Origin of the sequence: Mycobacterium sp. RTGN5, from assembly GCF_033804465.1 — a bacterium.
Classification (GTDB): domain Bacteria; phylum Actinomycetota; class Actinomycetes; order Mycobacteriales; family Mycobacteriaceae; genus Mycobacterium.
The window spans coordinates 1122201-1141059 of record NZ_JAPZLA010000001.1 but is presented as its reverse complement, the minus strand read 5'-3'; the positions used below and the strand labels follow the sequence as shown (position 1 = coordinate 1141059).

Sequence of the window (18859 nt, the reverse complement as noted above, 5' to 3'; positions counted from 1 at the left end):
CGATGCGGCATCCGTATTTCGCCTACGGGTCCAATCTCTGCGTGCAACAGATGGCCCGGCGTTGTCCCGAGGCCGCGGACCCGCGGCCCGCGACGCTGGCTGACCATGACTGGCTGATCAACGAGCGTGGGGTGGCCACTCTCGAACCCTTCGCGGGCAGCACCGTCCACGGCGTGTTGTGGTCGCTGTCCGACCACGACCTGGCCGTCCTGGACAGCGCCGAAGGGGTGCCGGTGCGCTATCGGCGCGACCGGATGACGGTGCACACCGCTGACGGGCCTGCGCCGGCCTGGGTCTACATCGACCACCGCACCGAACCGGGGCCGCCGCGGCCCGGTTATCTGGAGCGAATCATCGACGGCGCGCAGCACCACGGCCTGCCGCAGCGTTGGGTCGACTTCCTGCGGCGCTGGGACCCGGCGCACTGGCCGCGGCCGCTGGCGTCGAACTCCTCTGGGCCACAATCACTTTCCGAACTCCTTGCCGACCCTGCGATCGTCGAGGTGAGCCGGCTCAGGTCGCGGTTCGGGTTCCTCGCCATTCACGGCGGCGGCCTCGAGCAGATGACCGACGTCATCGCCGAACGCGCCGCCGACGCCGCGGGCGCGTCGCTGTATCTGCTGCGCCACCCGGAGCACTATCCGCACCACCTGCCGTCGGCGCGCTACCTGGCCACCGAATCCGACCGCCTCGCCGCATTTCTGGACCACGTCGACGTCGCGGTGTCGGTGCACGGCTACGGACGCATCGGGCGCAGCACCGAACTACTGGCCGGCGGTGGCAACCGGACGCTGGCCCGCCACTTGGCCGCGACCATCGATCTGCCCGGCTACCAGGTGATCACCGATCTCGCCGCCATCCCCGCCGAACTGCGCGGCCTGCACGCCGACAACCCGGTCAACCGGGTGCGCGGCGGTGGGGCGCAGCTGGAATTGCCGACCCGGGTGCGCGGCATCAGCCCACGCAGCCAGCCGCCGAATGCCGACGGACTCTCGCCCGCCACCGCCGCACTGGTGCAGGGTCTGGTCGCGGCGGCTGATTCCTGGGTCTGACCGGTCTGGGATGCAAACTCCTGCAGACGAATCGGTTAACGACAGCCCCGTCTGGTGTCGCGTCGGGGCTAGCTGCTGGAGGATCTGACGTGTGGCCGACGTCGACTTCTCCCTGCTTGATCTGCCGCGCGAGACGCCACCGGACCCGCACGCGTACCTGCGTGCAGCGATGGCATGGCACTTCGGCGCCGACACCGGCTCGGCGTACTGGCTGCGCACGGCCAAGACGCTCGACTTCGATCCGCTGGCCGACATCCACACCTTCGCCGACCTTCGCCGGTTCCCGAATCTGGTCAACGCATTGCGCGACGCCCCGGCCGAGGACCTGATTCCCCGCGGCTACGGATCACCGGCGCCGATCCCGCTGATCTTCGAGTCCGGTGGCACGACGGGCGCACCCAAGCGGACGGCGCAGCTGCCCGACTGGGTGGCCCAGGTCGCCGACTGGCAGAGCGACGACTTCCGTCGGGCCGGGTTCGTCGGCGGGCGCGGCTTCCTGTGCCTGATGCCCAGCGGCCCGCACGGTGTCGGCCACTTCTCCCGCGTGGTGTCGGCCCGGCTGGGTTCGATCTGCCATCTGGTCGACCTCGATCCCCGGTGGGTCAAGAAGCTCGTCGCGCGCGGCGCCGCGGCCGAGATGTCGGGCTATCTGAGCCACATCCTCGAACAGGCCGAATACGTTCTGCGCAGCCAGGACATCGTCAACCTGCACACCACTCCCCCGCTGTTGGACGCGATCGCGCGGAACGACACGCTCGCGCAGTTGGTCGGCGACAAGGTCCGGTTCATTCTGCTCAGTGGCGCACATGTGGACCCCGACACCCTCGACGTGCTGCGCGACGTGTTTCCGGCCGCGAGCATCGCGATGGTGTTCGGCAGCACAATGATCCTGTCGCAGGCCCAGACCCGAACCGCCGGTGAGACATTCGTCTTCGATCCGCGTAGCCCCTACGTCGTCTTCTGGGTGGTCGACCCGGACACCGGCGAGCAGGTCGGTTACGGCGAACGCGGACAGGTGGTGATGAACCACATCAGCAAGGGCATGTTCATTCCCAACAACCTCGAACGCGACAGTGCGATCCGCCTTCCCGGACCCGACGGCCAGATCGGCGACTCGGTGGCCGAGGTCGCTCCCGTCGCCATCCTCGACGGCGAGCCGGTGATCGAGGGCGTGTACTGATCGTGATCGACCTCCCCGGTCTAGGCCCCAACGGTGAACATCGTTCCCGCAAACGCGAAGTCATCACCGACTCCGCGGGCACCCCGGTGGCCGAGCTGAGCATCGCCCCGCCGCTCTACATCGCCAGGGCCATGGCCGCGCAGCGCAAGACCAAGCCGCTTCCCGCCGATCAGCGCCGCGCCGCGCTGCACAAGGCCGGGGCCGTGTTCGCCACGTCGACGGCCGCCGGCTTGGATTTCGAGTCGTATGTTCGCGTGGCGAGCCGGGTTTCGGGATTGCCGATCGGTGTCACCCGGGTCCAGGCCAGGGAGGTGAGCGAGGCTGTCGTCGCCGCGTTCGACGCGATACAACCGGCTCGGCCGGTCGGGGCGGTGCCGGATTGGCAGACCGTGCAACCCGGACAGGCGACCGCGATCTGGTCACGGCGCGGTGATCTGTTCGGTGTGCACGCCTCCGGCAACGCACCGGGCGTGCACGGGCTGTGGCCGCAGGCGCTGGCCATGGGTTACCGGGTGGCGGTCCGGCCGTCGCGGCGCGAACCGTTCACCGCGCACCGACTGGTTTCGGCGTTACAGGAGGCCGGTTTTCGCGGTGAGGACGTGACGTACCTGCCTACCGACCACGCCGGGGCGGACGAGATCATCGCGTCGGCCGATCTGGCTCTGGTGTACGGCGGCAGCGACGTCGTGGCCAAGTACGGCGGCGACCCGGCGGTATTCGTCAACGGTCCAGGGCGCACCAAGATCCTGCTGACCGCCGAACAGGACTGGCGCGATCACCTCGACGTGATCGTCGATTCGATTGCCCGCCTTGGCGGCATGGCCTGCGTCAACACCACCGCCGTGCTCATCGAAGGTGATGCGGCGGCCCTGGCTTCGGCGATCGCCGAGCGGCTGCGCACCATCGAGGCGCTGCCACCCGAGGACGAACGCGCGGTCCTGCCCACCCAGCCCATCGAATCCGCGCGGGCCCTAGCCGCCTTCGTCGCCGCCCGCGCCGCAGGCGCCACCGCGCTGCTGGGCGCCGATCAGATTGGCGCCGATCTGGGCGACGGCCGCGCGGCGCTGCGCCCGGCCGTGCATCTGCTGACCGGTCTGGACACTGAGACCCTCAACACCGAGCTGGCATTTCCGTGCGTGTGGATCGCCCCCTGGCGGCGGGCGGATGACATTGCGCCGCTGCGTAATTCGCTGGTCGTCAACGTATTCACCGAGGATGACACTCTGGTCGGCGACCTGCTCGACGAGCCCACGATCGCGAACGTGTACCGCGGCCCAGTGCCGACCTACTACACGGCGACCGGCCTGCCGCACGACGGCTTCCTGGCCGATTTCCTGATGCGCACCAAGGGGTTTACCACCCTCAGCTGAGCGTCGCCTCCGCCACGACGGCGATAACGTCGGCGATCTCGTGGCGTTCCCGCCACGCCGCCCGCTGCCGCATGGCCCCGTTGCCGTCGGACAGCAGGCGGTCCACTTCCGAGTGGACCCATTCGTCGTCGCCGAGTTCTTTCAGCGCCGGCTGCAAGAGCTCTAGCCACTTGCCCAGCACCGCCGAGGTGGGCGCGGTCGTCCATCCTTCGGTGACATCAATGGCCTGACCGTCCAAACCGTCGTGGGCGGCCTTCCAATAGGCGGCTCTCAGGACGTGGTCGTCAATCCGGGGCGCCGGTGCTCCGGCCTGCTCGGCGGCCAGCGCCGTCATCACCGCGGCGCGGGTCAGCGTGGCGTGCAGGACGGTCTCGGCAGCGGTGGCCGGGATGTCGGCGACCCTGACCTCCACGGTGGGGAACTTCTTGGACGGACGGACATCCCAATAGACCATCCCATCGTCGAGCATTACCCCGGTGGCGAGCTGCATCGCCACGATCGCGTCGTAGTGCTCGGCCGACTCGAAATGCGGCGGCGGTCCCGCGCTGGGCCAGCGGCCCCACAGCACGCTGCGCCAACTGGCGTGGCCGCTGTCGGCGCTGCGATAGATCGCCGAGTTCGCGGTCAGCGCGAGCAGCAGCGGCAGCCACGGCCGCAGCCGATTGCTGACGGCAATGGCCGCATCGCGGTCGGGTACCTCGACGTGGACGTGGCATCCGCTGATGCCCTGCTCGTGGGCGATCATGCCGAACTGCTTGGCGATGTCGCGGTAGCGCTGGTTGTCGGTGATCGGGAAGCTGTGCGGCACAGTGGGCGGCAGGCCGACGGCCAGCAGTCGCGCGCCTGCCTTCTCGGCGGACTCGGCCACGACGTGACGCAACTCGGTGATCTGTTGGCGCAGTTGCGAACTCGTCTGCGCCACCTCGGTGGCCGTCTCGACCTGACACGTGGTCAGCTCCAGTTGCAGGTCAACCCCGCGGGCCGCCGCGTTCTTGGCGACCTCGGCGTTGCGGCCGACCGGCTCCCCGGTGCTGGGATCTACGAGAAGGAATTCTTCTTCTACACCGACGCTAGGGAGATTCACGATTCACCGGAATGCCCGCGCCGGCGACGTATCAAACCGTGCCACATACCGAGACCGGCCCTGTCGATCCCGCCGGGCTGGGTCCTAGCATGCGGGGATGGGCAAAGACTTTCGCTTCGGCATCGGTGTGCGATCAGTCAAGTCGGCACAGAAGCTGCGCGATACGGTGCGACGGTTCGAAGACTTGGGCTTCGACGTCCTGCACGTCCCGGACCATCTCGGCCGCTTCGGGATCCCCGCGCCATTCCCCACCATGGTGGCCGCGGCCGAGTACTCCAAGACCATGCGGGTGGGCACCTTCGTCATCAACGCGGCGTTCTACAAGCCCGCGATCCTGGCCCGCGACGCCATTGCCGTCGACGTCTTGAGCGAGGGCCGGCTCGATCTCGGGCTGGGCACCGGGTATGTGCGCGAGGAGTTCGAAGCGGCCGAGATGCCGTATCCGAGCGCCGGGGAGCGGGTCGACCACCTGCGGCACACGACCAAGTACCTCAAGGAGACCGCGCCGTCGATTCCAATCCTGATCGCGGGCAACGGCGATCGGGTGCTGCGGATCGCGGCCCAGTACGCCGACATCATCGGGCTCACCGGCGGTGGGGTGCCCGACTATCCGGGTCACGATCCGCTCGCCGAGCGCATCGACTTCGTTCGGACGGCTGCCGGCGAGCGGTTCGGCGACCTGGAACTCAACATCGCAATAACGGGAGTGCCCACCGATTCCTCGGGCATCCCGGATCTCGCGCTGACCCGCGGCTACGCCCCCGACGCCACCGAGGAACAACTGCTGGCGCTGCCCACCGTCCTGGCCGGTACCCCCCGCGATATCGCCGACACCCTGCGGGCGCGCCGGGACGACTACGGGATCACCTACTTCACCGTGCAGGACTACCACGCGGAGTATTTCGCCAAGGTCATCGCCGAACTGCGCTGAGGCTCGGGTTTGCGATCGGGTCAGTGTGGCAATGGCTTGTTCGACGAGGTGAATAAGCGATGGTGGAAGAGACGAGAATGCAGCAGTGCGCACAGGGCGTGCTGGTCGGATTGAAAAGGTGCACGCTGGACGCGGCATCCGGTGAGATCGCCCAGGCGTCACGGCGGCATCACCTGGACAGCGAGCGGGTGGCCCAGGCGCTGGTCCGGTTGGCCCAGGACATCAACCCGGAAGCCGACAGCAATGCCACTGCGGTGGCCCGCTTCGAGTGGGGCGCACTGCTGGCGGGGCACCGCTAAGCCCTGGGCACACGGGGTTGCGGGCGGCAGGCGGTAAGCTGCCAGCCGGTGCGCCCCCGTAGCTCAGGGGATAGAGCACGGCTCTCCTAAAGCCGGTGTCGCAGGTTCGAATCCTGCCGGGGGCACTTATGTGCTTGTATGCGCAAAAAGGAGTCGCGCATGCACGGCGATCAGGATCGGACGATTCACCTGCGCGATGGACGCACCCTCGGTTATGCGGAATACGGGGCGCCCGATGGTTTGCCCGTCGTCTACACCCACGGCGGCCTTTCGTGCCGCCTGGACGTTGCAGCCGGCGCAACGATCGCCCAGCAGAACGGCATTCGACTCATCTCCGTCGACCGCCCTGGAATCGGGCTGTCCGACCCGAAGCCGGGACGCACTGTCGCAGACTGGGCCGAGGACGTCGCCGAGCTGCGGGACCAACTCGGCAGTCTCGATACGTTCGCGGCGATGGGGTGGTCCATGGGTAGCCAGTACGCGCTCGCACTCGGCTACGCGTTGCCCGCCTCAGTGACCCGAGTGGCGGCCGTCACCGGGGGTTTGCCGCTGACCGAGCCGGGGCGATTCGCTCAGATGCCCCCAGTAGACCGGGCCTATATGCACATGTCACGGCGCATGCCGTGGCTGGCGGGACAGTGCCTGGGAGTCATGGGTTTCACCGCGCGCCGCGTGCCCGGTCTCTTCACCCGCATCGCCGCGCGGGAACTTCCCCCGGTCGATAGCGCCGTCATCCGCGCGGAAGAATCCCCGAATTTCGCGCAAATATCTGCCGAAGCCCTTCGGCAGACGGTGGGCCACGTCGAGGACTATCTCGCCGCGATGCAACCGTGGGGTTTTGCACCCGAGGATCTCGCTGTGCCAGTGGATGTTTGGGGCGGCGCGGACGACAAGTTCCTCGATCCGAGCTGGCCCGCCGAACTCGCCCGCCGAATCCCGGGCGCCACGCTCAACACCCGCCCCGGTGGCCACTTCATGGCGCACCTGCATTGGCAGGAGATCTTCGACGCGTTGCGCCGGTGATCTTGTGGTGGGCCCGCGGAGCAGTAAGCCCCTCGTCACGGCTGCTGAATCGAAACCGACGAAGCTCCAACTGTCTCATCGAGCAGGTCCAGCACCGCCTGCCACGCGCGTGCCGCGTGCACAGCGTGATGGCCCACACCGGGCACGGTGGCGACGACGTGGGTGGTGCCACCGGTCAATGAGCCGTCAGGATGCGTCGGAGCGGCCCAAAAAGCGTGCTTGGCTCCACCGTAAACGTTTACGCGCCAATCAACTCCGGCATCCTGAAGCGCGCTGGCGAACGCGAACAGTTGATCGGGAGTGCAGAGTGGGTCTTCGGAGCCTGTGCATAGCAAGTAGGCTCCCCCCACGTTCTTCCAATCTTCGGCGCGGGCGGCTGGCAAGCCCGGATGGATCGCGGCGAGCGCCTTGAATGGCACTCTCGCGCTGGCAAGTTCCAGCAGGATTCGGCCACCGGCACCGTATCCGAGCGCTGCGAGCCGGTCGCGGTCCGCGCCGGGCACAGCAAGGAGAACATCGAGCGCAGCACGGCCGATGGCGTGCATGCGGGTGGGGTCAGCCATCAGGGGCATAACCCGCGCCAGCATCGCGTCCGGGTCGCCGAAGAACGTCCGGCCAGCGTGGTAATCCATCGCGAGGGCGATGTAGCCGTGCCGGGCAAGGTCGTCGGCGCGGCCGCGCTGATAGTCCTCGAGACCGATTCCGTCATGTCCGATGAGCACTGCCGGCCAGGGACCGTTGCCGTCGGGCCGTGCCAAGTGGGCCACCATCGTCAGTCCGTCGACGTCGTAGGTGACCTCGCGCGTGGCGATCATATGGTCCACGCTAACCAGGATTTGTGCACCCTAGCGCCGCGTTCGCCCTAAGCTGACCGACCGCACCATCGGAGGTTGTGCCCAATGATCCACGTCAAGATCTGTGGCATCCGCCGGCTCGACGATGCGTTGGCAGCCCTCGAGTACGGTGCCGACGAGCTGGGATTCCTGGTCGGCCAGAGGCACCACTCCCCCGACTTCCTTGACGCGGCCGACGCGGCGGCAATCATCGGCGCACTGCCGCCGGCGACATCGTCGGTGCTGGTGACCCACCTCGTCGAGCCGGACGATATCGTCGCGCTCGCGACGGCAATCGGCGTCACCACCATCCAGCTCCACGGCGACACCTCACCGGCCAAGGCCACACTCATCAAGCAGCGCCTGCCACACATCAAGACCTACAAGGCAATTCACGTCATCGACGCCCAATCAATCGCCACAGCAAGGCAATACGTGAACATCGTCGACGCCATAGTGCTCGACACCATCAACGTCGCAACCAACCAAGTCGGCGGCACCGGCCACACCCACGACTGGTCGATCAGCCGCCAGATCGCCGACCAGCTGCCGACACCGGTGATCCTCGCCGGTGGCCTGAACCCGGACAACGTCGGCGAGGCAATCCGACAGGTCAAGCCCTTCGGAGTCGACGTGAACTCCGGCACCAAAGGTGCCGACGGCTTCAAGGACCACGGCAGGTTGCAACGGTTCGTCGACAGCGCGAAACGCTAGGCCGTTTGACCCACGCCGCCGTTGTGATCCGGCCGGCGTCGGCCGATGGGGTCGGTGTCCTGATGCCGGAAGCAGTTGCCGCCAGCTCGTTTGGCGCGATACATCGCCCAGTCGGCGGTGCCGACGAGTCGATCGACGAGCAGCTTGTCCTCGCCTTCGGTATCACGCAGCCGGACGGCGGTCGTTCCGACACTGGCGGTGACCCTCGCCGGTGACTCGGCGACGGCGGTACAGATCCGCTGGGCCAGCTCGCGGCAGTCCGGGGTCGACGACACGGTGGCCACCAAGAATTCCTCGCCGCCGCTGCGCGCGACGACCGCGTGGTTGCCGGCGGCCACCCCGATGGCCCGCGCGGCATGGACCAACGCCTCGTCGCCGGCCGCATGCCCGTAGCGGTCGTTGACCGCCTTGAACTTGTCCAAGTCGATCAACGCCACCACGAGGTGCGCGTCGGCGGTTCGCCCCGAACCGATCAGATTGGACGCAGAGCGGTGGAAGGTCCGCCGGTTGAGCAGTCCGGTCAGCGGGTCCCGTTCGGCGCGAATCAAATCCGCCCCGAGAGCGCGGACCAAGATTTGGATGGCCAGGGGCAGCGCGATGTTGACCTGAATGATCAGCCACCAGTCCACCGCGGCAAGCACGGGATGTCCGGCGGCCGCCATCCTGCTCGCACCGATCGTTGCGACGACGGCCGCGACGGCGAAGTTGTACAGGACGAATCCCGTGGTGTGAAAGAACGCGATGTAGGCGCCGATGGTGGCAAAGGCGATGCAGCCGATCACCGCGGCCATCGGCAGCGGATAGGCCAGGCATGCCAGGGCGATCGAGGCGTTGGTGATCACGGCGAAGGCCACTGACTCGCGACGTGTCGGCCACCGCGCGATCCACAACGCGGCCCCGGCGATGCCACCCGAGACCGCCAGCCAGGTCATCACGATCTGCCCGGTCCCGGTCGGCCCGTCCGACGAGGCGAGCAACGCCAGCAGACACACCACCAACGAGGCAGCGATGAATGCCATGAGGGCTCGCGTGGCCCCACGCATACCTCGGTCGGCGAGGTAGCCGCTCAGCCATTCGTAATGAGCGAACTGCTGCCACCACCGCTTGAGTGCGTCCCCCACCATCGAGCATCCCCCACCAGCGCCAGAAACTAATCCCACGATACCGGCGCCGCCACGGCCGTCGCGCCTAATCCTGCCGGGTCTCGATCACCCGGGCGGCGATATCGACCAGGCGGGTGTTGGTGGACTGGGACAGCTCGCGCAGCATCTCGAAGGCGCGCATCGCGTCGACCTTGAACCGCTCCATGATCACTCCTTTGGCCTGGCCAATGGTGTCCCGGTTAGTCAAGGCCGACTCCAGCTGCTCACTGTGGCGGCTGGCGATGATGGCCGACGCAGCGTGAGCGGCCAGCACCGATCCGATCACTTCGGACTGCGCATCGAACGCCCCGGGTTTGTGGCCGAACAGGTTCAGCGCACCCGCGGTCGTCGCACTGGTGTAGAGCTTGAACGACAACCCGCTGCGCACCCCGAGCTCGGTGACCGCGCGACTGTACTTGGGCCAGCGCCGTTCGGTGGCGAAGTCGTCGGTGCGCACGATCAGCTCGCCGAGAGCCGCCTCGATGCATGGCCCCTCCCCGCACGCTTCTTGCAGCGCGTCCACCTTGTAGACCAAATCGGATGTACCGAACAGCGATTCGAACTTCCCGCCCTTGCCGATCAACAGCACCCCGCAGGTGTCGGTGCCGGGAATCATCTCGGTCGCTGCGGCGGTCACGCCGGCGAGGACCTCCTTGACGTCGCGGGGTGCCGCGGTGGTCCGAGCGAGTTCGGCCATCCGCAGCGCCAGATCGTGGTTGGTCGGGGACATCCACCCAGTGTTCACCACCGCGCTGACAGCGGGCACGTTTGTGGATGACCGGGTTCGGTAATGCTGCGCTCAAGCGAGTTCGGTGGTCGACACCCAAACTCGTGAGGTCCTGTCGGTTCAGACCGCGAGCCGGCGGGGCCGACCCCAACATTGGGCGACTCAACGCAATCCGACCCGCCACTCTCTTAGCTGTAGTAACTTCGCCGCTGTGGCAGGCAACGTCTGGATCCTCGGTGGCTATCAGAGCGACTTCGCTCGCAATCTCACCCGGGAGGGCCGCGATTACGCGGCGCTGACCAGTGAGGTCGTCGACCTCACCTTGGCCGCGTCGATGATCGACGCCACCGACATCGACGTCGTGCACGTCGCCAACGCGTTCGGCGAGATGTTCGCCCAGCAGGGCCACCTCGGCGCCATGCCGGCCACGGTGCACGACGGATTGTGGGACACCCCGGCAACCCGCCACGAGGCGGCGTGCGCCTCGGGCAGCGTGGCAGCGCTGGCGGCAATGGCGGATCTGCGGGCCGGCAATTACCGCACGGCACTGGTGGTCGGTGTGGAGCTGGAGAAGACGGTGCCCGGCGACATCGCGGCAGCCCACCTCGGTGCCGCGGCCTGGACGGGCCATGAGGGCGCGGACGCGAAGTTCGTGTGGCCGTCGATGTTCGCCGAAGTCGCTGACGAGTACGACCGCCGCTTCGGCCTCGACGACGCTCACCTGCACGCGATCGCCGCACTGAACTTCGCCAACGCCCGGCGCAACCCCAACGCGCAGACCAGGGATTGGGACGTCCCCGATCTGGTGTCGCATGGCAGCGACGACGCCGTCAATCCGCCGACCGAGGGGCGGATCCGCCGCTACGACTGCAGCCAGATGACCGACGGCGGTGCCGGCGTCGTTCTGGTCAACGACGACTTCCTGCGCGATCACCCGGGGGTGCGCCCGATCGGGCTGATCGAGGGCTGGGGCCACCGCACGGTGGGGCTGGGCCTGCGGCAGAAACTCGACCGCGACGCGGCGAACCCCTATGTGGTGCCGCACGTCCGTGCCGCCGTGCACGATGCGTTCGGCCGCGCCGGCATCGGCCTCGACGATCTGGACGGCATCGAGGTGCACGACTGTTTCACCCCGAGCGAGTACCTCGCCATCGATCACATCGGCCTCACCGGGCCCGGCGAATCCTGGAAGGCGATCGAGAACGGTGAGATCGAGATCGGCGGCCGGCTGCCGATCAACCCGAGCGGCGGCCTGATCGGCGGCGGCCACCCGGTGGGTGCATCGGGGATCCGGATGATGCTCGACGCCGCCAAGCAGGTCAGCGACATCGCCGGTGACTACCAAGTCGACGGGGCGCGCCGCTTCGGCACGTTGAATTTCGGCGGTAGTACCGCCACCACAGTGAGTTTCGTGATCAGATCGGCAGACGATGCACACTGAGATCGTCGGCAAATTCCTGTCCACCCTTTCTGAGGACGACGACCACCCGTATCGAACCGGGGCATGGCGACCGCAGAACACCGAGTGGCGCGCCGACGATCTCACTGTCGTCGACGGCGAGATCCCCACCGATCTCGACGGTGTCTATCTGCGCAACACCGAGAACCCGTTGCATCCGGCGCTGAAGGCCTATCACCCCTTCGACGGTGACGGCATGCTCCACATCGTCGGCTTCCGCGACGGAACCGCGTTCTACCGCAACCGCTTTGTCCGGACCGAGGGCTTCGAAGCCGAGAACGCCGCCGCTGGCCCGCTCTGGCCGGGGCTGGCCGAACCGCTGCCGCTGGCGAAGGTGGACTACGGCTGGGGTGCGCGCACACTGATGAAGGACGCCTCGAGCACGGATGTCGTTGTGCACCGCGGCACCGCGCTGACGAGCTTCTACCAATGTGGCGATCTCTACCGCGTCGACCCGTACTCCGCCGAGACGCTGGGCAAGGAAACCTTCAACGGTTGCTTCCCCGGCGACTGGGGTGTCTCGGCGCATCCGAAGGTCGACGACCGCACCGGCGAGATGCTGTTCTTCAACTACTCCAAGGCCGCGCCCTACATGCACTACGGGGTGGTCGACGCGAACAACGACCTGGTGCACTACACCGACGTGCCGCTGCCAGGACCGCGACTCCCCCACGACATGGCGTTCACCCGAAACTATGTGATCCTCAACGACTTTCCGCTGTTCTGGGATCCCGAGCTGTTGGAGCGCGACCTCCACGTCGCCCGTTTCCACCGCGACATGCCATCGCGGTTCGCGGTCGTCCCCCGCCGCGGCGGCGGCAAAATCCAGTGGTTCGAAGCCGACCCCACCTACGTCCTGCACTTCACCAATGCCTACGAGGACGGCGACGAGATCGTGCTGGACGGTTTCTTCCAGGGCGACCCCGAACCCAGCGACAACGGCACCGGCACCAAGTGGCAGCGGGCGTTCCGGTTCCTCGCGCTGGACCGGATGCAGGCCAGGCTGCACCGCTGGCGGCTCAACATGCGCACCGGCGGGCTCACCGAAGAATCGTTGTCCGACAGCATCACCGAGTTCGGCATGATCAACTCCAGCCACGCCGGCGAGCCCTATCGCTACACCTACGCGGCCAGCGGGAAACCTGGCTGGTTCCTGTTCGACGGACTGGTCCGGCACGATCTGCACACCGGCAGCGAACAGCGCTATGCATTCGGCGACGGCGTCTACGGCAGCGAGACCGCGATGGCACCGCGAGTCGGCTCCCGGGCCGAGGACGACGGCTACCTGGTCACCCTGACCACCGATATGACCGCCGACGCCTCGTATTGCCTGGTGTTCGACGCAGCCCGGATACCGGACGGCCCGGTGTGCAAACTTCAACTGCCGGAACGGATCTCCAGCGGAACGCACTCCACCTGGGTGGCCGGCGACTCGCTGCGCCGCTGGCATACCAGCGATTCGGCCGCCGAGTCGATCGGACTGTAGTGGCCGATACCGCAGCTGCCGAGACACCCACTGTCTTGGCGCCCGACAGTCCCAATGCCATCGGAAGGATGCTGGGTCTCCTCGGTGACGAGTGGAACCTGCTGATCGTTCAGCAGGCGTTGATGGGCGCCAGCCGCTACAGCCAGTTCATGTCACGGTTGCCGATCTCGAATTCGGTGTTGACCAGCCGACTGCGGACCCTGGTCAGCGATGGCCTGCTGACCCGCAAGGTGCACGCGTCCACCCGGGCGCGCACCGAGTACCTGGTCACCGGTCGCGGCCGCTCGCTCTGGCCGGCGTTGTTGTCGATCTGGGAGTGGGAACGCAATTGGGTGACCGGGCATCACGAAAAGCTGCCCGCCATGCGCCACGGCGCCTGCGGATCCCACTTTGCACCCCAATTGCGGTGCAACACCTGCCGTGACGTGGTCACCGGTTCGGAAGTGGCAATGAGCCTTGGCCCCAGCGGAACATGGACGCGGTCGGCGCCGGCCGCGTCGACGCGGCGCCGTTCGGAGCCCGACACGACCACCCGCCGCGCAGGGTTGTTCCCCGAGACCATGAGTATTCTCGGAAATCGTTGGGCTGCAGCACTTCTGGTAGCCGCGTTCCTGGGCACCACCCGGTTCACCGATTTTCAAAACCAGCTCGGCGCCCCACCCAGTCTGCTGGCCGAGCGGCTGCAGACGTTCTGCCACATCGGTGTGTTCACCACCTCACCGACAGAGCGCTCGGGCCCGGAACGGGCCGCCTACCTGTTGACCGACAAGGGCCGGGCGTTCTTCCCGGTGCTGACCGCCGCGCTGCAGTGGGCGCAGTGGTGGTACCAGGCGCCCGAAGGGCCGGCGGTGGTGATGACCCACCACGGCTGCGGTGCCGGCTTCACCGGTGAATTGGCCTGCGACCGGTGCGCCGAGCGACTGAGCGGCGGAGAAGTCCACACCGTCGCCCTTTAGGCGCCATCTATTTAGGCGGAAGTATCTGGAATCCCTTGAGGATCGCCGCGGAATCCGTGACGTAGGTGGGGTTGTCGGGCTTGATCGTCTGCACGGTCACGGTGGTCACGTAGTTGACGTCGCCCGCCTCGTAGACCACGGCCAGGGAGGTCGCGCTGCGGGCGGGGATCTTGCCCATCGCGGGTGCGGTGTAGGTGGTCGTTTGCGCGGCAGACCCACACACCTGCGTCGGAGAGGATTTCAGGTCCTTGACCTTCAGCCTCGCCTCCAACTGCTTGTCCTGAGCGTCGAGTATCTGTTGCGGCTTGCCGATGTCGGAGCCCATCTTCTGCAGGGTGACGACGGCATTGGGGGTGAACCCCTGATCGGAGAGGCTCTCGTTGCGCAGCGCGAATCGGATGGTCTCGGAGTCCAGCTTGGTGGTGCGCTCCCAGCCCTTCGGCTGGGGTAGCCGAAGCCGCGGCTCCTGATCGGTTCGGGTGGGGATGTCGATCATCGGCCCCGCCACCTCGGCGCATTTGGCGGCGGCCGGCTTCGCGTCGTCCGAACAGCCTGCGATCGCCACCACCAGTGCAGCAGCCAGTACGGCCGACACCTGTCCCGTAACCCTGTGCAATCTCATCCCTCCGAACGAACCGACGGCCCAGCCTACCGGGGGCGGTGCAGGCGGTAGTTGAGGTTGTTGCGAACCGCGGGCCACTCGATGTCGAGGATGGAGTAGACCACGGTGTCGCGCCGGGAGCCGTCGGCCAGCACTTGGTGGCTGCGCAGCACGCCGTCCAGCTTGGCGCCGAGCCGTTCGATCGCCGTCCTGCTGACCTGATTGAAGAAGTGCGTGCGGAACTCCACAGCGACGCAACCGAGTTGGTCGAACGCGTGGGAGAGCATTACCAGTTTGGTCTCGGTGTTGACTCCGGTGCGCCGCGCCGACGCCGAATACCAGGTGTGACCGATCTCGAGTCGCCGGTTGGCGGCGTCGACATGGAACAGGCTCGACGAGCCGACCACCGCGCCGTCGCTGCGTCGCCGGATCACATAGGTCACGCCGTCGTCGGCGGCCTGCATCGCGGCCATCCTGCTCACCCAGGCCGCGGCGTCGTCCGGCGACGGTGCGCTGGTGAACCACAGCTCGCCGACGTCGGCCGCGGCGGCGGTGATTTCCGGAACATGGGAGTCGAGCAGCGGCTCCAGTGAAACCCAGTGCGCGCCAGCCAAAATGACCGGCTCGACGAAACGGCTCACCTTCTGCGCACCAGGGCGGAGACCAACGCCCACACCGACGACAGCAGCGCACCGGCGGCACACACCGCCCCGATGTAGAAGCCGTACCCCGCCGACACCGGCGGGCTGACGTTGAGGTGGTAGTACCAGTAGGTCAGTATCCCGAGCAGCACCGAGATCACCAGTGCCGCTGCGGCGGCCAGTCGCGGGGACAGGTTGCGCGCCACCATCGCGCCGGTGACGATCAGCACCGAGGCCAGCAGCACGATCAACTGCCCGGCGCCGAAGCGGGGCGGCAGCACGATGCTGCCGACCGTGCCGCCGATCGCGCTGGCCCGTCCACCGCCTTTGACCGGGGTCGTCAACCACGGCAGCCAGGCACTGACGGCCAGCACCACCGCGCACAGCACGACGAACCAGCCCACACGCAGATGTGCCATGGTCCGACCCTAACTCGCCTCGTCCAGTACGCCGGGGCGCCGCATCGACAAGGTCCGGTCCAGGCCCAGCCGAGCCAGGAACTCGTCGTCGTGACTGACCACGAGCAGGGCGCCACGGTAGGCGCGCAGCGCATCGACCAGCTGGTCCACACTGGCCAGGTCGAGATTGTTGGTCGGTTCGTCGAGCACGATCAGCTGCGGCGGTGGCTCGGCCAGCAGCAGCCGGGCCAGCGCGACGCGGAACCGTTCGCCGCCGGAAAGCGTGGCCACCGGCCGGTACACCGAGTCGCCGCGCAGCAGGAACCGCGCCAGCCGGGTGCGCACCAGGGCGGCATCACTGTCCGGCGCCGCCACGTTGTCGAGCACGCTGGCCTGCTCGTCCAGCCCGTCGATGCGCTGAGGCAGGTAGCCGACCCGATCGGTCAGCAATCGGCCGGTGGTCCCGGCGAGTAGATCGTCCAGCAGCCGGGTCTTCCCGATGCCGTTCGGTCCGACCACAGCGATCCGCTCCGGCCCCATCACCACGAATGGTCCACGGCTGCCGGGCAATTCGGCGAGCCTGCGACTGGCCGGCACGTCGGGATCGGGAAGGTCGACGCGGATGTGCTCATCGCTGCGGACCCTGGCCTCGGCGGCCTGTAATGCGCCTGCGGCCGCTGCCGCCTTCTCGTCGAGTCCGGTACGCAGCTTGCCCGCCGACACCTCGGCCGACGCCGCCCAGTTGTTCATCACGATCTTCGGCGCCCGCTTGTTGGCATAGTCCTTCTGCGCCTTGCGGTTTCGCCGCGCCAGCTTGGTTTCGGTGGCCGCACGCTGGCGCTTCTGCAGCCGCACCGTCTGCTCGGCCGCCGACACCGCCTGCGCCGCGGCGGCCTGCTCGGTGTCCAGGTGCGCGCGCCAGTCGCGGTACGGACCGCCGAACGAGGTGAGCGTGTGATTGTGCAGCTCGGCGGTGTTGTCCATCCGGTTCAGCAGGGCGACGTCGTGGCTGACCACCACAAGCGTGCCCGGCCAGTCGTCGATCAGGCCGAACAGCCGGGCGCGGGCGTCCCGGTCGAGGTTGTTGGTCGGCTCGTCGAGCAGGGTGATCTCGGCAGGCTCGAGCCGAAGAGCGGTGACGGCCAGCAGCATCGCCTCGCCGCCGGACAGCTGCCCGACCGTGCGATCCAGGTCCGCGGCGCCAAGCCCGATCACGCGCAACGCCTCGGCGGCGCGCTCGGCAACGTCCCAGTCTTCGCCGATGACCTCGAAGTCGCGCTCAGCCGCAGTGCCGGACTCGATCGCGCTCAGCGCAGCCAGTTTGGCAGCCACGCCGAGTACGTCGGCGATCGACAGCGCGACATCCAGGGTCAGTGTCTGTGGCAGATAGGCGACGTCGCCGCCGGCGACGATCCGCCCACCCGTCGGGGTCAGGCGGCCGGCGATCAGGCGCAGCAGGGTCGACTTTCCGCTGCCGTTGGCGCCGACCAGTCCGGTCCGTCCGGTCGACAGCGTGGCGTTGAGATTGTCCAGCGCGACGGTGCCGTCCGGCCAGACGAAGTCGAGATCGATCAGGGTGATTGCAGAGTCGGTAGGCATGGGTCTCCGAAGTGGTTGTCAGCGGTCAGATGAGTGACGCTGTGATCCACGACAGGGACCTTCCTTTCCGATATGCCAGACATGAACGACCGCCACGCTAGTCCGGCATTGCGAACGCCTGCAAGCGATTTTTCTCTACGCTGATGCCCATGACGGACCTCCCCGACTGGGTACAGCAGCTCGAGATGAGCCCCCACCCCGAAGGCGGCTATTTCCGCGAGACCTGGCGCAGCGAGCTCGTCGTGGGCGAGTCGGCACTCCCGCCGGACTACAACGGGCCGCGCAATGCCGGGACCGCCATCTACTTCGTCCTGCTGCCGGGCCAGCAGTCGGCCTGGCACACCGTGCGCAGCGCCGAAATCTGGCTTTATCACCGCGGCGGTCCGCTACTTCTCGAGATCGGCCGCGAAAGGGACAGCGCCACAACGGTTCTGCTAGGTCCCGACATCACCGCCGGTGAACAGCCGCAGGTGCTGGTACCACCGGGTTATTGGCAGCGGGCCCGTCCGCGCGACGACGAGCCGACCCTGGTCAGTTGTGTGGTGGTGCCGGGATTCGACTTCGCGGACTTCGCGCTGGCCGCCGACGATTAGGGGCTGACGGTCCGGAGGACCTCGGCCGCGGCGGCGACCAGTTCAGCGTTGCCCGGCGCCGTCGACCCATCCGGCAGCAGAAGGGTGTCCTCCAGCCCGATCCGGGTTTGCAGCCCCCGCACGCCGGCATGCGCCAGCAGCGGCCAACAACTGTCGTCGAGGCCGTGCAGCAGGATCGGCGCGGGCGACCCGGCGCTGCGAATCCGCGCGAGCAGGTCGTCGGCAGTCTCGGTGGTCCCGTCGGGCCCCAGCTCGATCATCACCCGCAAGCAGTGCGGCGCCAGCTCCGAGCGCGCCCACGAGTCGGCGGCCTCGGCATGGAAAATGCCGATCTCCACCCCGATGCCCCGGCCCAGCAGCAGCTGCGCCAGTTCCACCGAGCCGGGCTCGTGCCAGTTGACCGAGGCGAAGTCGGGCAGCACGGTCCACGACTCGACGGCGTCCAACCGTTTCTGCGGATCAGGAAGTGCCCAGAACCCCGTCGTCACGCCCAGCGGCAGCCCGGGCACCGCGTGCCGGACGGCACTGACCGCCGCGGCGACGGTGTCGGGGGCCAGGGAATCGACCCCGTCGGCGGTCTTGGGGTGCAGGTGAACGGCCTTGGCGCCGGCACCGTGGGCCGCGACGGCGGCATCGGCCAGCTGTTGCGGGGAGACCGGCAGGTCCGCGTGTGCGTCGGGGGTCCGGGCGCCGTTGATGCAGGCCTTGACGTAGGGAGCTGTGGACATAGGGCCATTCTCACCCGTCACGGCAGGTGTTTCCGAAGTAGCG

Annotated in this window: 20 protein-coding genes and 1 tRNA gene; 12 read left to right on the top strand and 9 right to left on the bottom strand. The window is 67.6% G+C overall.

Annotated elements, in window-relative coordinates:
* Positions 1-2 precede the first annotated feature (2 nt).
* The 3 genes from SLQ31_RS05610 to SLQ31_RS05600 all read left to right on the top strand — a co-directional run bounded on the left by SLQ31_RS05610 (position 3) and on the right by SLQ31_RS05600 (position 3602).
* Positions 3-1052 carry a poly-gamma-glutamate hydrolase family protein gene (locus tag SLQ31_RS05610; RefSeq protein ID WP_319430388.1) on the top strand — a complete coding sequence of 350 codons (1050 nt, stop codon included), beginning with the start codon at positions 3-5 and terminating at the stop codon, positions 1050-1052.
* A 91-nt stretch (positions 1053-1143) separates the two neighbouring features.
* Positions 1144-2232: a phenazine antibiotic biosynthesis protein gene (locus tag SLQ31_RS05605; RefSeq protein ID WP_319430387.1), complete on the top strand. Its 1089-nt coding sequence runs from the start codon at positions 1144-1146 to the stop codon at positions 2230-2232.
* Between the two features lie 2 nt (positions 2233-2234).
* A complete protein-coding gene (locus tag SLQ31_RS05600) occupies positions 2235-3602 on the top strand; it encodes an aldehyde dehydrogenase family protein (RefSeq protein WP_319430386.1) in 1368 nt (455 codons plus the stop codon).
* On the opposite strand, the gene SLQ31_RS05595 is transcribed toward SLQ31_RS05600, so the two are convergent.
* Complete coding sequence (locus SLQ31_RS05595; protein ID WP_319432856.1) at positions 3595-4689, bottom strand: glutamate--cysteine ligase; 1095 nt, start codon at positions 4687-4689, stop codon at positions 3595-3597. The genes SLQ31_RS05600 and SLQ31_RS05595 overlap by 8 nt on opposite strands.
* A 94-nt stretch (positions 4690-4783) precedes the next feature.
* On the opposite strand from SLQ31_RS05595, the gene SLQ31_RS05590 reads away from it, so the two are divergent.
* The 4 genes from SLQ31_RS05590 (at position 4784) to SLQ31_RS05575 (ending at position 6939) form a co-directional block, all read left to right on the top strand.
* On the top strand, positions 4784-5617 hold the full coding sequence (locus SLQ31_RS05590; protein WP_319430385.1) for an LLM class F420-dependent oxidoreductase: 834 nt from the start codon (positions 4784-4786) through the stop codon (positions 5615-5617).
* A gap of 62 nt (positions 5618-5679) precedes the next feature.
* On the top strand, positions 5680-5916 hold the full coding sequence (locus SLQ31_RS05585) for a transcription antitermination regulator (RefSeq protein ID WP_319430384.1): 237 nt from the start codon (positions 5680-5682) through the stop codon (positions 5914-5916).
* Positions 5917-5968: 52 nt separating this feature from the next.
* Positions 5969-6041 (top strand) — tRNA-Arg (locus SLQ31_RS05580).
* A 34-nt stretch (positions 6042-6075) separates the two neighbouring features.
* Positions 6076-6939: an alpha/beta hydrolase gene (locus tag SLQ31_RS05575; RefSeq protein WP_319430383.1), complete on the top strand. Its 864-nt coding sequence runs from the start codon at positions 6076-6078 to the stop codon at positions 6937-6939.
* A gap of 35 nt (positions 6940-6974) precedes the next feature.
* Here the strand turns inward: SLQ31_RS05575 and SLQ31_RS05570 are convergent, their stop codons facing one another.
* Positions 6975-7754, bottom strand: coding sequence for a dienelactone hydrolase family protein (locus SLQ31_RS05570; RefSeq protein ID WP_319430382.1), 780 nt, complete (start codon positions 7752-7754; stop codon positions 6975-6977).
* An 84-nt stretch (positions 7755-7838) separates the two neighbouring features.
* Between SLQ31_RS05570 and SLQ31_RS05565 the strand changes: the two genes are divergently transcribed.
* Positions 7839-8486 (top strand): phosphoribosylanthranilate isomerase, encoded by a 648-nt coding sequence (locus SLQ31_RS05565; protein ID WP_319430381.1) that lies wholly within the window; start codon positions 7839-7841, stop codon positions 8484-8486.
* Here the strand turns inward: SLQ31_RS05565 and SLQ31_RS05560 are convergent.
* Both SLQ31_RS05560 and SLQ31_RS05555 read right to left on the bottom strand, forming a co-directional pair.
* Positions 8483-9610: a GGDEF domain-containing protein gene (locus SLQ31_RS05560; protein ID WP_319430380.1), complete on the bottom strand. Its 1128-nt coding sequence runs from the start codon at positions 9608-9610 to the stop codon at positions 8483-8485. The genes SLQ31_RS05565 and SLQ31_RS05560 overlap by 4 nt on opposite strands.
* Positions 9611-9674: 64 nt before the next feature.
* The gene (locus tag SLQ31_RS05555; RefSeq protein ID WP_319430379.1) at positions 9675-10358 is read right to left on the bottom strand and encodes a GAF and ANTAR domain-containing protein; all 684 of its coding nucleotides are present in this window, start codon (positions 10356-10358) and stop codon (positions 9675-9677) included.
* A gap of 208 nt (positions 10359-10566) precedes the next feature.
* Here SLQ31_RS05555 and SLQ31_RS05550 point away from each other — a divergent pair, with 208 nt between their 5' ends.
* The 3 genes from SLQ31_RS05550 (at position 10567) to SLQ31_RS05540 (ending at position 14256) form a co-directional block, all read left to right on the top strand.
* A complete protein-coding gene (locus tag SLQ31_RS05550) occupies positions 10567-11796 on the top strand; it encodes an acetyl-CoA acetyltransferase (protein ID WP_319430378.1) in 1230 nt (409 codons plus the stop codon).
* Positions 11786-13300: a carotenoid oxygenase family protein gene (locus tag SLQ31_RS05545; RefSeq protein ID WP_319430377.1), complete on the top strand. Its 1515-nt coding sequence runs from the start codon at positions 11786-11788 to the stop codon at positions 13298-13300. The genes SLQ31_RS05550 and SLQ31_RS05545 overlap by 11 nt, the downstream gene beginning before the upstream one ends.
* A 68-nt stretch (positions 13301-13368) precedes the next feature.
* Positions 13369-14256: a helix-turn-helix domain-containing protein gene (locus tag SLQ31_RS05540; RefSeq protein WP_319430376.1), complete on the top strand. Its 888-nt coding sequence runs from the start codon at positions 13369-13371 to the stop codon at positions 14254-14256.
* Between the two features lie 7 nt (positions 14257-14263).
* Here SLQ31_RS05540 and SLQ31_RS05535 read toward each other — a convergent pair whose 3' ends face one another.
* Genes SLQ31_RS05535 through SLQ31_RS05520 form a run of 4 tightly spaced genes read right to left on the bottom strand, consistent with a single transcriptional unit; the run spans position 14264 to position 17495 of the window.
* Entirely contained in the window at positions 14264-14851 is a 588-nt protein-coding gene (locus SLQ31_RS05535; RefSeq protein ID WP_319430375.1) for an LpqN/LpqT family lipoprotein, read from the bottom strand.
* A 53-nt stretch (positions 14852-14904) separates the two neighbouring features.
* Positions 14905-15498: a GNAT family protein gene (locus SLQ31_RS05530; protein ID WP_319430374.1), complete on the bottom strand. Its 594-nt coding sequence runs from the start codon at positions 15496-15498 to the stop codon at positions 14905-14907.
* Entirely contained in the window at positions 15495-15917 is a 423-nt protein-coding gene (locus tag SLQ31_RS05525) for a hypothetical protein (RefSeq protein ID WP_319430373.1), read from the bottom strand. The genes SLQ31_RS05530 and SLQ31_RS05525 overlap by 4 nt, the downstream gene beginning before the upstream one ends.
* Positions 15918-15926: 9 nt before the next feature.
* Entirely contained in the window at positions 15927-17495 is a 1569-nt protein-coding gene (locus SLQ31_RS05520) for an ABC-F family ATP-binding cassette domain-containing protein (RefSeq protein WP_319430372.1), read from the bottom strand.
* A gap of 149 nt (positions 17496-17644) precedes the next feature.
* On the opposite strand from SLQ31_RS05520, the gene SLQ31_RS05515 reads away from it, so the two are divergent.
* Positions 17645-18088, top strand: a complete 444-nt coding sequence (locus SLQ31_RS05515; RefSeq protein WP_319430371.1) for a cupin domain-containing protein — start codon at positions 17645-17647, stop codon at positions 18086-18088.
* Here SLQ31_RS05515 and SLQ31_RS05510 read toward each other — a convergent pair.
* Complete coding sequence (locus tag SLQ31_RS05510) at positions 18085-18816, bottom strand: 3-keto-5-aminohexanoate cleavage protein (RefSeq protein WP_319430370.1); 732 nt, start codon at positions 18814-18816, stop codon at positions 18085-18087. The two genes, SLQ31_RS05515 and SLQ31_RS05510, sit on opposite strands and share 4 nt — an antisense overlap.
* Positions 18817-18859 lie beyond the last annotated feature (43 nt).